The sequence below is a fragment of the Pseudomonas sp. H26/SER47-MNA-CIBAN-0231 genome, assembly GCF_040310465.1.
GTDB classification, from domain to species: domain Bacteria; phylum Pseudomonadota; class Gammaproteobacteria; order Pseudomonadales; family Pseudomonadaceae; genus Aquipseudomonas; species Aquipseudomonas atacamensis.
Genome location: NZ_JBEOPW010000023.1, coordinates 64,471 through 75,601 on the forward strand (window position 1 = coordinate 64,471; position 11,131 = coordinate 75,601).

The following is an 11,131-nucleotide window of genomic DNA, read 5'->3' on the forward strand; positions in this document are numbered from 1 at the left end:
GCACGCACAGACGTGCCCACCACAAAAACCATAACCGAGGCCGCCCATGCATCCGCCCATCCTCAACCTGAACGAGGTCGAACTCGAAGCCCTTCCCGAAGCCCTGGCCCCTGCAGGCGACACTGCCGGGCGTTATCAGCAGCGTATCGCGCGGATCGGTCAGCAACTCGGTGCGCAGAAACTCGGTTATCGCCTGTATGCGCTGCCAGCGGGCATGCGCGGCAGTCCGTTCCACAGCCATCGGGTCAATGAGGAGATGTTCTACGTGGTGGCCGGGGAGGGCGAGGTACGCCTGGGAGGCGAGCGTTTTCCGATCCGCGCCGGTGATGTGATCGCCTGCCCACCGGGCGGACCCGAGAAGGCACATCAGATCATCAATACCGGCGCGGGCGAACTGCGTTATCTGGCGGTGAGCACTCAGCAGCAGCCGGAGATCTGCGAGTATCCGGACTCGAACAAGTATGCGGTGATGTATAATTTCACGGTGGATGCCGACGGCAATGCCTCGGGCTTTGTCGCTGTCGCGCGGCAGGTGGATGGGGTGGATTATTGGGATGGGGAATGAAGCGGGCAGCTGAATATCGCGCAGACCCTGTGGGAGCGAGCCTGCTCGCGAAGGCGGCGGGTCATCCGAGATCGTGGTGACTGACACTACGCTTTCGCGAGCAGGCTCGCTCCCACAATGGCTTTGCGGTGGTTATTCGAGGCGGGCCAGGCGTTCTTCCAGCGCCGCGATGCGGGCCTCGAGTTCTTCGATACGCTCCAGTGAAACGCCACCGCTCGATCGCTCTCCGGGATTCTGCCGCGCCGCCAGGATCGCTTCGATATCTGCCGGATCGCCCAAGGCATGGGTATAACGATCCTCGCGCTGCCCGGCCTGACGCGGAATCAATACCGCCAGTCCGCGTGCAATCAGGCGTTCGAGCTGATGCACGACTTGCTCGGCGTCTTCGAACTCGTGCATGCGCCCGCTGCGGGTCAGCAGTTCGTTGACGGTCTGCGGACCGCGCAGAAACATCAGACCCGTCAGAATCACCTGCGCCGGCACCAGTTCCAGCGCCTTGTCGACCTTGTGCTCCCAGCGGTCGGCACGGCTGCCCATTACCAGCCGGGTAAAGCCACGACCCTCCAGAGCGCGCAAGCTCTGGCCGACCTGGCCCTGATTGAGGTTCATCACCGGTTCGCGGCTGGTTTTCTGATTGCAGGCCAGCACCAGCGCGTTGAGGGTCAGCGGATAGGTTTCCGGGCTGGTGGCCTGTTTTTCGATCAGCGCACCGAGAATGCGGATTTCCGTGGCATTGAGCCGTGGCTGGTCGGAGGTGGATTCTTGTTCGTTGCTCATCGCGCGTTCCCTCTGCAGTCGAAGCCGCCTAGCCTAATCCTTGCCAAACAAAAGGCAAGCCGTGTGCTCATCAAGCATGGCTATAATCGCCACCACGTATTACCCAGCCATCACATGAGATTGCCATGACCATTTCACTGTACGCCGCATCCGTCCCGGTTTTTCAACAAATGCTCAACGCCCTGAGCGATGTGCTGAAAAAGGCCGAAGCCCACGCCAGCGCGAAAAACATCGACCAGAGCGTCTTCCTGCAAGCGCGTCTGTACCCGGACATGTTCCCGCTGGTGCGTCAGGTGCAGATCGCCGTGGATTTCGCCAAAGGCGTGTCGGCGCGTCTGGCCGAAGTCGAACTGCCGAAGTACGACGACACTGAAACCACCTTCGCCGAACTGCAAGCGCTGATCGCCAAGGTTCTGGCCTTCATTGGCGAGATCAAGCCAGAGCAGATCGACGGCAAGGAAGGCATCGAAATCGTGACCCGTCCGGGTACGCCGAAAGAGAAGCGCTTCAGTGGTCAGGCGTATCTGCTGACTTACGGCTTGCCGCAGTTCTTCTTCCACGTCACCACCACCTATGCGTTGCTGCGTCATAACGGCGTTGAAGTGGGCAAGCGCGATTACATGGGCGCGTTCTAAACACCCCGATACGAAAAAGCCCGCCAAGGTTCGCGCCTTGGCGGGCTTTTGTTTTTCTGTGGGAGCGAGCCTGCTCGCGAATGCGGCGTATCAGGCGCTATTAATGCTGAATGTCTCGCCCCTTTCGCGAGCAGGCTCGCTCCCACAAGGTAAGGCGGTTACGCCGTACGCTGAGCCTTCTCTTCTTCGCCCAGGCAAGCCGCCGCGGTAAACAGCACGTCAGTCGACGAGTTCAGCGCGGTCTCCGCCGAATCCTGCAGCACGCCAATAATGAAGCCCACCGCCACGACCTGCATGGCAATCTCGCTCGGGATGCCGAACAGGCTGCACGCCAGCGGAATCAGCAGCAGCGAACCACCGGCCACACCCGAAGCGCCACAGGCGCAAATCGCGGCGACGACGCTGAGCAGGATTGCGGTCGGAATGTCCACGGCGATGCCCAAAGTGTGCACCGCCGCCAAGGCCAGTACGGTAATGGTGATCGCCGCACCGGCCATGTTGATGGTGGCGCCGAGCGGGATCGATACCGAGTAGGTGTCTTCGTGCAGGCCCAGGCGCTTGCTCAATTCCAGGTTGACCGGAATGTTCGCCGCCGAGCTGCGGGTGAAGAACGCGGTGATACCGCTTTCGCGCAGGCACATCAGGGTCAACGGGTACGGATTGCGGCGCAGCTTCCAGAACACGATCAGCGGGTTCATCACCAGCGCGACAAACAGCATGCAGCCCAGCAGCACCGCCAGCAGGTGCGCGTAGCCGAGCAGCGCGCCGAAACCGGAGGTGGCCAGTGTCGACGCGACCAGGCCAAAGATGCCCAGGGGTGCGAAGCGAATGACCACGCGGACGATCACGGTGACGCCGTTGGACAAGTCACCGAGCACTTCGCGAGTGGTGTCGCCAGCGTGGCGGATGGCAATGCCCATGCCGATCGCCCAAGCCAGAATGCCGATGAAGTTGGCATTCATCAGCGCGCTGACCGGGTTATCGACGACGCTCAGCAACAGGCTTTGCAGCACTTCGCCGATGCCGCCAGGCGCAGTTACGGCAACGTTTTCGGTCGATAGCACCAGATTCGACGGGAACGCCATGCTGGCGACCACGGCCACCACCGCAGCGCTGAATGTACCCAGCAGGTAAAGGAACAGGATCGGCCGGATGTGGGTTTCCTGACCGTGCTTGTGGTTGGCGATCGAGGCCATCACCAGCACGAACACCAGAATCGGCGCCACGGCTTTCAACGCCGAGACAAACACCTTGCCGATGAACGCGGTGGACTTCGCCAGCTCCGGTGCAATCAGGGCCAGGGCAATACCGGCGATCAGACCAATGACGATCTGGCTGACCAGACTCAGGCGTTTCAGGCGTTGCAGTAACGAAGGGGATGAAGCGGTCATAACGGCATCTCTGTTTTTTATAGGGTGCGAAGCGTCGTGGGCAGTCACGAAACGCCTGTCGAAGTGACATCAACGCCGCCAAACGGCACGTTGAACAGCTGTACGATTTTCAGGGCGCGGACTTTATCACAGCGTAGGCGTGAACCTTCAGGCCTGTGACGATCTGCCACCGGATCGGCCCGGCAGATCGGCAGTTTTGGGCAACTCAGTGCCGGCACAGTCTGTTAAGCTTCGCCATCCTCATTTTCAAGTTCTGCCAGCGGGCCTCCGGGTCAACGCTGGTGTCGTCGTTTTGCTGGAGTTGCGCATGCTGTTGCCTATTCTTCTGTTGTCCGCCGCCGGGTTCACGGTGCTGACCACGGAATTCGTCATTGTCGGCCTGTTGCCGGCGATCGCCCGAGACCTCGAAGTCAGCATCCCGCAAGCCGGGCTGCTGGTGACCTTGTTCGCCTTCACCGTGGCGCTGTTCGGCCCGTTCCTGACCGCCTATTTCGCCCGTTTTGAACGGCGCAAACTGTTCATCAGCATTCTGATCATGTTCGGTCTGGCCAATACCGTTGCAGCGTTGGCGCCGAATATCTGGGTGATGGCCATCGCGCGTCTGATTCCGGCGTTGGGTTTGCCGGTGTTCTGGGCATTGGCCAGTGAAACCGCCGTCGACATCGTCGGCCCGGATTTCGCCGGCCGCGCCATCGCCAAGATCGGCTTCGGCATCGTCTGCGCCACTGTGTTCGGCATTCCGGTCGGCACGCTGATTTCCGACGCGTTCGGCTGGCGCAGCGCATTCGGCATTCTGGCGCTGATCGCGTTTGCCAAAGCCTTGCTGCTGTTTGTCTACCTGCCGAAAACCAGTCTGCACCAGCATCAGGTCAGCTTCCGTTCGCAGTTCAAGATCCTGCGCAGCCCGCTGATGCTCGGCCATATCTTGTTGTCGATTCTGGTGTTCAGCGGCATGTTCACCGCTTACACCTACCTTGCTGACATCCTCGAACGACTTGCCGGTTTCAACGGCACCGTGGTCGGCTGGTGCCTGATGGCGTTTGGCGCAGTCGGGCTGGTCGGCAACTCGCTCGGCGGGCGTGCGGTGGATCGGCATCCGCTGGGGGCGTCGGTGTTGTTTTGTGCGTTCATGATCGCCGGTATGGTTTCGCTGGTGCCGAACATTCATTCGCCAGTCGGCCTGGCGGTGGCGATGGGCATTTGGGGCGTAACCCAGGCGGCGTTGTTCCTGGTCAGCCATGTGCGCCTGATGAAAGCCGCGCCGGAAGCGCCGGCCTTCGCCGCGTCACTGAACATCGCCGGGGCCAATCTCGGCATCGGCCTGGGCGCGATGGTCGGCGGCCGGGTGATCGACAGTGCCGGGCTGGGCTTCCTTGGCTTTGCCGCTGCCGGCTTCATTTTGCTTTCGGTGTTCCTCGCCATGGTGCTGATGACGCTGAAGCCGCGGGAAGTCTGCGCTTCATAACCCGGTAAACAGCTCGCGTCGGGCACCCTCGGTAATCGCTACGATGCCAGGGTGCTTGACCTTGCGCTCCACCGAGATGGCATAGAACGACTCGCTCACGGCGTCGGTCTGGCCGATCAACTCGACGCCGTACTGGCGCTTCACTTCCTCGGCAATCACGCTCGGACCGATAAAGATCCCGCTGCCGGATTGGCCGAAGGCCTGCATCAAAGCACTGTCATCGAATTCGCCCACAATCTGCGGCTGGATCTGCTGTTCGGCGAACCAGCGCTGCAAACGGCTGCGCACTACGGTTTCCGCGCCGGGAATCAGCAACGGTGCGCCGTGCAGGCTGCGCGGGAAATCCTGGCCATACTGCGCGGCAAGTTCGGCGGTGGCGAAGAAGCTGATCCCGCACTCACCGAGCTTCTGGCTGTAGCCTTTGATGTCCAGATGCGAAGGCATCGGACTGTCGGAAATCACCAGATCCAGACGCTGGATGGCCAGATCAGCGAGCAGGCGTTCGAGTTTGTCTTCGCGACAGGTGATGCGCAGCGGCTCGCTCAATTCCATGGTCGGCGCGATCAGGCGATAAACAATGGATTTGGGCACCACGTCGGCCACGCCGACGCGAAAGAGGATCTGCTGTTCGTTGGGCTGCGCACGCAGCATCAGTTCCAGCTCGCCGCCCAACTGAAACATCTGCTCGGTGTAGGGCAGGGCCTGGCGCCCGGCTTCGGTGAGTTCCAACTGGCGGCCAACCCGGCGAAACAATTCCACGCCATAGGTTTGTTCAAGCAGTGAGATCTGTCCGCTGATGGTCTGTGGCGTCAGGTTCAGCTGCTCGCAGGCGCGGACGATGCTGCCGGTTTTGGCCACAACCCAGAAGTAATGCAGTTGTCGGTAATTAAGCATATCAGTCGCCACTTCGTGAAAACCGAAGTATAGCCGCTAAAAATACGAATTTTCCTGAAGTGTTCATCTCCCTAGAATGCCCAGCCATCGACGGCCGGTGTGTGCGCCTGTCTGTTCATTCGAAGGAAACCTTATGAAATACACATTTCCCGCAGTGATGTTTGCGTCTTTACTGGTTCTGGCCGGTTGTGATCAGGCGGAAAAAAGCGCTCAGCAACTGATGGGCGCGGCGGCTGAAACTGCCAAGCAAGCGATTGACGACACCCATAAAGCCGCTGAGCAAGCGCTCAGTGATGCCACCGGTGGTTTGATCGAGAAAAAAGAAACCCCGGAAAAACACGCGGAAGAATCCGAATCTTCCTCCAAGACCATCTAAACCGTCTTACACAGAGTCAGGACTGACCCATGGAATATCTGTTAGAACTCGCCGCCAGCCCCACCGCTTGGGTTGCTTTGGCCACACTGGTGGTAATGGAAATCGTGCTTGGCATCGATAACCTGATCTTTATTTCGATCCTGACCAACAAGCTGCCCGAACAGCATCGGCAGAAGGCGCGCCGTATCGGTATCGGCATGGCCCTGATTCTGCGTCTGGCACTGCTGAGCACCATCGCGTTCATCGTGCAGTTGACCGAGCCTGTGATCGAAATCCTTGGCCAGGCGTTCTCCTGGAAGGACATGATCCTGATCGCCGGTGGCCTGTTCCTGGTGTGGAAAGCAACGACCGAGATCCATCACAGCATGGACCCGTCGCCGGAAGACCCGAAGACCGCGACTTCCACCGTAACCCTGGGTTTTGCCGCGGCTATCGGTCAGATCCTGATGCTCGACATGGTGTTCTCGATCGACAGCATCATTACCGCTGTCGGCATGACCGAACACTTGCCGATCATGATCATCGCGGTGGTGGTGTCGGTGCTGGTGATGCTGCTCGCGGCTGATCCGCTGGCCAAGTTCATCAACGACAACCCGACCGTGGTCATGCTGGCGCTGGGCTTCCTGATCATGATCGGCATGACGCTGATCGCCGAAGGCTTCGGCGCCCACGTACCTAAAGGTTATGTGTACGCGGCCATGGCGTTCTCGGCCGGTATCGAAGTGTTGAACATGCTGTCGCGCCGGGCGAAGCAGAAGAAGGTTGCTCAGCAGGCGTAATTGCTGAGAACACAAAAAACCGCCTGGGCTGGTTGAGCTCAGGCGGTTTTTTATTCACCTTTTGCTGAGTTGTCGAGAGCTTGGTGCTGCTGAGCGCTCTCATAAGGGGAAGACCTTGTTGGTCTTCAATGCGCAGCAATGTGCCGCACTGGGTGCTTCTCTGTCTTCTCCACCGGCATCGTCTGCACCGGATGATGATGGCGTCGCGAAATCCGCAGCACGCCCCACAACATGGCAGTCGCCACGGCCAGCCAGCCGGCTATCAACATCACAATGGTCATGGTCAGGCTCATTGGTGCCTCCTCTTCGCCCTGCATCGGGCGCCCGCTTTTCGCAATTCGCTCTATTTCAGTGACAGTCTAGTCAATGGGGTGTTTCAAGCTATTGACCAAAGGTCGTTAGTCACCAATCAGTTTGCTCTATGCAATCGCAGAGTCTGCGGTTTAAGGCTATACCGCAGGCTGGTGCGGCTCTATGATCGCTGGCGTTGCCGGAACACGATGACCGGCGTCTGGAAGAGAGTGACGATGGTGCAGGTATTTTCTCGAGTGCGTGGAGCGTTGCTTGCCGGCGCTTGCGCAGTGTTGCTGAGCGGATGTGCGGGCAACGTAGCGCCAGAAGTCAAGCGCTTGCCGGAGCGGGTTGAACTCAGCGGCACCTTTTATCGTGGCGAAGCCAATCAGAGCGGGCCGCAGGTGCTCGCCAGTCTGCTGTCGCAACAAGGCATCGTCATCACCCCGGGCCTTCTGGAAAAACCGCTGCACTTGCCGGGCGCTGAGGACAAGCTGCAGCAGAACATGCAGAACCTCGCCCGCGAATACGGTCTGGTGGTTTATCCGCTCGACAGCAAGCTGCCAGCCTTGCTGACACAGGTCGCAGCGGGCTATCCGGTCATGGTGCGTTTCAGCGAAGGTTCAGCATTCTGGGCCGAGCCGCGTTACGCGATCCTGTCCGGCTACGATCGCAATAAGCAGAAGGTCCTGCTGCGCGCCGGCATGAATCGTCGGCAGTTGATGGATTTCGGCAGCTTTCAAGCAGCGCTCGACAAGGCCGGTGGCTGGGCGATCCTGATTCAGAAACCGTCGCAGATTCCGGCATCTGTCGACCGCTCCCGTTGGCTGAAAGCCGCCGATGAGCTGGCGCAGGCCGGTGAAGAAAACGCTGCGGCGCAGGCGCGTAAGGCTCTCGCGGCGCAATAAACCTCCGTTCGTCATCTGCCGGGCACGACTGCGCCCGGCGAGCCTCTGAAGATTAATGCCCGTGCTTCGCGGGTGAATCAAGGAGGCAACATGGCAGATTCCCCAAACCCGAAAGGCCCACACTCGTCCGAACATTCCTCGGGCGATGATCTGGGCTTCGATCCGGATTCGCCGGACCTCGACGATCCGCAAGTTGATCCGGTCGGTCCGGCGAAAGCCCCGCTGGATGTCGAGCCCGGTGAAGATCCGAAGAAACCGGCCAAGCCCTATGATCCGTTAGCCGATCTGAAACCTTGATGTGAGGTGCGTATGAGTACCGATTCAAGCTTCGATGACCACAAACCTGACAGCGTACCGACCACGCCGGAGCCGGAGGTTGATCCGGTGCTGGACCCGGACAGCCCGATGCGCGACCCGATGGCGCGGCCAAATGTGCTGACGCCGGAGGTTTCGCCAGAGCCGAGCTCGGGCGATGGTATCCCCGATGACGACAAAATGCCGCTGCCCAACGACTGATGCGCAGACGGAAAAAAGCCCCGAACATTCGGGGCTTTTTCATGATCGCTGAATCTACTTCGCCGCCTCGACCACGCCGCTCTGACGGCTCTTGAGGTTCTTGTCGGCTTTGTACTGCTGTGCCACCGCTGGAACACTGGCGCTGCGCCCGGTTTCCACCCAGCTGCGGATACGGCTGGCGTCGGCAAAATGCGTGTATTTGCCAAACGCATCGAGAATCACCAGGGCGACCGGACGGTTGCCCATCTTCGTCACCAGCACCAGGCAATGGCCGGCCGGGTTGGTAAAACCGGTCTTGGTAATCTTGATGTCCCAATCGGCCTTATTGACCAAGTGGTCGGTATTGCGAAAGCCCAAGGTGTAATTGGGCTTGCGGAACGCCACGGTCTTTTCCTTGGTGGTGGTCAGTTGCACCAGAAGTGGTTGCTTGTGCGCGGCCACCAGCAATTTGCTCAGGTCGCGGGCGGTGGAAACGTTGCGCTCCGACAAGCCGGTCGGCTCGACAAAGTGCGTGCTGGTCATGCCCAGTGCCTTGGCCTTGGCGTTCATTGCCGCGATAAAAGCAGCGTAGCCGCCCGGATAGTGATGGGCGAGGCTGGCGGCAGCGCGGTTTTCCGAGGACATCAAGGCGATCAGCAGCATCTCGCGGCGCGGCAGCTCACTCTTGAGTTTGACCCGGGAGAACACACCCTTCATTTCCGGAGTGTTCCTGATGTCGACATCGATCCATTCGTCCATGTTCTGTCGAGCTTCTACCACGACCAGGCCCGTCATCAGCTTGCTGACGGAAGCGATCGGCACGATCACGTCAGGGTTGCTGGAATAGATGACTTTATTGGTCTGCATATCCATGAGCAGGGCGCTGCCGGACGCGATCTTCAATGTCGAAGCGTCACGTGGAGCAGCGGTGGTTTCCGCAGCGTTGATCGTTGGCGTGATGAATGTGCCTGTAACAGCAAACAACAGGCTCAGAATCGAGAGACGAATTTTCACGCGGGCGAACTCTAAAAGGTTGGATATATCGTTAGTTTGTAACGGGTTATTTCTTAAAACCGGCGCATTTTAGGAGTATGGCTGAAGAACTGTCGATGGTTGTTTGAAAGACCTGAAAATCTCGTGAAAAGGCCTGTAAAAAGAGCGGTTTCCGGCGAACGGTTGAAGTTTTTTCTCAGGCATGAAAAACCCCGCACGAGGCGGGGTTCTGGTGCAGCGGAAAAATTCGATCAGACGTGCAGTGTTTCTGCGGCGTAGAGCGTGTTTTCCAGCAGGCAGGCGCGGGTCATCGGGCCAACGCCGCCCGGTACCGGGGTGATCCAGCCGGCGCGGGGCAGGGCGGTTTCGTAGACAACGTCACCGACCAGTTTGCCGTCGTCCTGACGGTTGATGCCGACGTCGATCACGATCGCGCCTTCCTTGATCCACTCGCCCTTGACCAGGCCCGGCTTGCCGGCGGCAACGACCACCAGATCAGCGCGGCCGACGTGGCCCGCCAGATCCTTGGTGAAGCGGTGAGTCACGGTGACGGTGCAGCCGGCCAGCAGCAATTCCATGGCCATCGGGCGACCGACGATATTCGAGGCGCCCACGACTACCGCGTCCATCCCGTAAAGATCAGCGCCAGTGCTTTCCAGCAAGGTCATGATGCCTTTCGGGGTGCAGGGGCGCAGCAGCGGGATGCGCTGGGCCAGGCGGCCGACGTTGTACGGATGGAAACCGTCGACGTCTTTATCCGGGCGAATGCGTTCCAGCAGCTTGGACGCGTCGAGATGTTCAGGCAGAGGCAACTGCAGGAGAACACCGTCGATGGCCGGGTCGTCATTGAGGCGATCGATCAGATTGGTCAGGGCTTCCTGAGTGGTGTCGGAGGGCAGGTCGTAGGCTTGAGAGAGGAAGCCAACCTCTTCACAGTCTTTACGCTTGTGCGAGACATAAACCTGAGAGGCAGGATCGCTGCCGACCAGGATCACCGCGAGGCCGGGGGTGCGCAGGCCTTGCTGGCGACGCTCGGCAACTCGTTGGGCGATCTGCTGGCGCAGGCTGGCGGCGATCGATTTGCCGTCGATTAGTTGTGCAGTCATTGCGCGTGATTAACCATCGAGAGGGGAAAAAATGAGAACGTATTCTCGCATGTCGAGCGGTGAGGGCAAAGGCGCTTGGTCAGCAAATTCCTCTAACTCCTTTAATTAAATGAATTTTTTTCAAAAAGGATTTGACGACCTTTGGAGCCCTCTATACTATTCGTCGCACTTGTCGGGCACAGCCTAGCACTGGTTAAGAAGGTGAAGCGGAATCAAGGTTTTGCGACGCTGGAAAGCACTTAGTTTGTAGTCCTTTAAGAGTACAGATTAACAAGGCGCCCGTAGCTCAGCTGGATAGAGCATCCGCCTTCTAAGCGGATGGTCGCAGGTTCGAGTCCTGCCGGGTGCGCCATTAGGCAGCTTTGGCACAAGTAACGCGATATGGTGGGCGTAGCTCAGTTGGTAGAGCACGGGATTGTGACTCCCGTTGTCGTGGGTTCGATCCCCATCGTCCAC

14 protein-coding genes and 1 tRNA gene are annotated in these 11,131 nt (G+C 59.3%); 9 read left to right on the forward strand and 6 right to left on the reverse strand.

What is annotated here, in order from left to right; all coding sequences use genetic code 11:
• The first annotated feature begins 46 nt into the window (after nucleotides 1-46).
• Entirely contained in the window at nucleotides 47-565 is a 519-nt protein-coding gene (locus tag AAEZ10_RS25185) for a cupin domain-containing protein (RefSeq protein WP_350571464.1), read from the forward strand.
• Between the two features lie 132 nt (nucleotides 566-697).
• Here AAEZ10_RS25185 and AAEZ10_RS25190 read toward each other — a convergent pair whose 3' ends face one another.
• Complete coding sequence (locus tag AAEZ10_RS25190; RefSeq protein WP_122508129.1) at nucleotides 698-1,342, reverse strand: YceH family protein; 645 nt, start codon at nucleotides 1,340-1,342, stop codon at nucleotides 698-700.
• Nucleotides 1,343-1,467: 125 nt separating this feature from the next.
• Here AAEZ10_RS25190 and AAEZ10_RS25195 point away from each other — a divergent pair, with 125 nt between their 5' ends.
• Nucleotides 1,468-1,977 (forward strand): DUF1993 domain-containing protein, encoded by a 510-nt coding sequence (locus AAEZ10_RS25195; RefSeq protein ID WP_016775348.1) that lies wholly within the window; start codon nucleotides 1,468-1,470, stop codon nucleotides 1,975-1,977.
• Nucleotides 1,978-2,135: 158 nt separating this feature from the next.
• On the opposite strand, the gene sstT is transcribed toward AAEZ10_RS25195, so the two are convergent.
• Nucleotides 2,136-3,368, reverse strand: a complete 1,233-nt coding sequence (gene sstT / locus AAEZ10_RS25200; RefSeq protein ID WP_073471344.1) for a serine/threonine transporter SstT — start codon at nucleotides 3,366-3,368, stop codon at nucleotides 2,136-2,138.
• A gap of 307 nt (nucleotides 3,369-3,675) precedes the next feature.
• On the opposite strand from sstT, the gene AAEZ10_RS25205 reads away from it, so the two are divergent.
• A complete protein-coding gene (locus AAEZ10_RS25205; RefSeq protein WP_076563567.1) occupies nucleotides 3,676-4,833 on the forward strand; it encodes an MFS transporter in 1,158 nt (385 codons plus the stop codon).
• Here the strand turns inward: AAEZ10_RS25205 and nhaR are convergent.
• Nucleotides 4,828-5,727: a transcriptional activator NhaR gene (gene nhaR / locus AAEZ10_RS25210; protein ID WP_350571467.1), complete on the reverse strand. Its 900-nt coding sequence runs from the start codon at nucleotides 5,725-5,727 to the stop codon at nucleotides 4,828-4,830. The two genes, AAEZ10_RS25205 and nhaR, sit on opposite strands and share 6 nt — an antisense overlap.
• Before the next feature lie 133 nt (nucleotides 5,728-5,860).
• Between nhaR and AAEZ10_RS25215 the strand changes: the two genes are divergently transcribed.
• Both AAEZ10_RS25215 and AAEZ10_RS25220 read left to right on the forward strand, forming a co-directional pair.
• Complete coding sequence (locus AAEZ10_RS25215; protein WP_151550779.1) at nucleotides 5,861-6,103, forward strand: hypothetical protein; 243 nt, start codon at nucleotides 5,861-5,863, stop codon at nucleotides 6,101-6,103.
• A gap of 29 nt (nucleotides 6,104-6,132) precedes the next feature.
• Entirely contained in the window at nucleotides 6,133-6,882 is a 750-nt protein-coding gene (locus tag AAEZ10_RS25220) for a TerC family protein (protein ID WP_016775343.1), read from the forward strand.
• Nucleotides 6,883-7,007: 125 nt separating this feature from the next.
• On the opposite strand, the gene AAEZ10_RS25225 is transcribed toward AAEZ10_RS25220, so the two are convergent.
• Nucleotides 7,008-7,175 carry a hypothetical protein gene (locus AAEZ10_RS25225; protein WP_024013464.1) on the reverse strand — a complete coding sequence of 56 codons (168 nt, stop codon included), beginning with the start codon at nucleotides 7,173-7,175 and terminating at the stop codon, nucleotides 7,008-7,010.
• Between the two features lie 234 nt (nucleotides 7,176-7,409).
• Between AAEZ10_RS25225 and AAEZ10_RS25230 the strand changes: the two genes are divergently transcribed.
• From AAEZ10_RS25230 to AAEZ10_RS25240, 3 genes are all read left to right on the forward strand, one after another.
• Nucleotides 7,410-8,081, forward strand: a complete 672-nt coding sequence (locus AAEZ10_RS25230) for a C39 family peptidase (RefSeq protein ID WP_122703702.1) — start codon at nucleotides 7,410-7,412, stop codon at nucleotides 8,079-8,081.
• 90 nt (nucleotides 8,082-8,171) lie between these two features.
• Nucleotides 8,172-8,378: a DUF6021 family protein gene (locus AAEZ10_RS25235; RefSeq protein ID WP_024013462.1), complete on the forward strand. Its 207-nt coding sequence runs from the start codon at nucleotides 8,172-8,174 to the stop codon at nucleotides 8,376-8,378.
• Between the two features lie 12 nt (nucleotides 8,379-8,390).
• A complete protein-coding gene (locus tag AAEZ10_RS25240) occupies nucleotides 8,391-8,597 on the forward strand; it encodes a hypothetical protein (RefSeq protein WP_071172948.1) in 207 nt (68 codons plus the stop codon).
• Nucleotides 8,598-8,651: 54 nt separating this feature from the next.
• Here the strand turns inward: AAEZ10_RS25240 and pbpG are convergent, their stop codons facing one another.
• Both pbpG and folD read right to left on the reverse strand, forming a co-directional pair.
• Nucleotides 8,652-9,590, reverse strand: a complete 939-nt coding sequence (gene pbpG, locus AAEZ10_RS25245) for a D-alanyl-D-alanine endopeptidase (protein ID WP_073471341.1) — start codon at nucleotides 9,588-9,590, stop codon at nucleotides 8,652-8,654.
• A 230-nt stretch (nucleotides 9,591-9,820) separates the two neighbouring features.
• The gene (folD, locus tag AAEZ10_RS25250; RefSeq protein ID WP_130928818.1) at nucleotides 9,821-10,675 is read right to left on the reverse strand and encodes a bifunctional methylenetetrahydrofolate dehydrogenase/methenyltetrahydrofolate cyclohydrolase FolD; all 855 of its coding nucleotides are present in this window, start codon (nucleotides 10,673-10,675) and stop codon (nucleotides 9,821-9,823) included.
• 275 nt (nucleotides 10,676-10,950) lie between these two features.
• Here folD and AAEZ10_RS25255 point away from each other — a divergent pair.
• A tRNA-Arg gene (locus AAEZ10_RS25255) sits at nucleotides 10,951-11,027 on the forward strand.
• Nucleotides 11,028-11,131: the final 104 nt, after the last annotated feature.

Coding starts and splice junctions, on each gene's coding strand:
- AAEZ10_RS25185 (WP_350571464.1), top strand. CDS start 47: ATGCATCCGCCCATCCTCAACCTGAACGAGGTCGAACTCGAAGCCCTT.
- AAEZ10_RS25190 (WP_122508129.1), bottom strand. CDS start 1,342: ATGAGCAACGAACAAGAATCCACCTCCGACCAGCCACGGCTCAATGCC.
- AAEZ10_RS25195 (WP_016775348.1), top strand. CDS start 1,468: ATGACCATTTCACTGTACGCCGCATCCGTCCCGGTTTTTCAACAAATG.
- sstT (WP_073471344.1), bottom strand. CDS start 3,368: ATGACCGCTTCATCCCCTTCGTTACTGCAACGCCTGAAACGCCTGAGT.
- AAEZ10_RS25205 (WP_076563567.1), top strand. CDS start 3,676: ATGCTGTTGCCTATTCTTCTGTTGTCCGCCGCCGGGTTCACGGTGCTG.
- nhaR (WP_350571467.1), bottom strand. CDS start 5,727: ATGCTTAATTACCGACAACTGCATTACTTCTGGGTTGTGGCCAAAACC.
- AAEZ10_RS25215 (WP_151550779.1), top strand. CDS start 5,861: ATGAAATACACATTTCCCGCAGTGATGTTTGCGTCTTTACTGGTTCTG.
- AAEZ10_RS25220 (WP_016775343.1), top strand. CDS start 6,133: ATGGAATATCTGTTAGAACTCGCCGCCAGCCCCACCGCTTGGGTTGCT.
- AAEZ10_RS25225 (WP_024013464.1), bottom strand. CDS start 7,175: ATGAGCCTGACCATGACCATTGTGATGTTGATAGCCGGCTGGCTGGCC.
- AAEZ10_RS25230 (WP_122703702.1), top strand. CDS start 7,410: ATGGTGCAGGTATTTTCTCGAGTGCGTGGAGCGTTGCTTGCCGGCGCT.
- AAEZ10_RS25235 (WP_024013462.1), top strand. CDS start 8,172: ATGGCAGATTCCCCAAACCCGAAAGGCCCACACTCGTCCGAACATTCC.
- AAEZ10_RS25240 (WP_071172948.1), top strand. CDS start 8,391: ATGAGTACCGATTCAAGCTTCGATGACCACAAACCTGACAGCGTACCG.
- folD (WP_130928818.1), bottom strand. CDS start 10,675: ATGACTGCACAACTAATCGACGGCAAATCGATCGCCGCCAGCCTGCGC.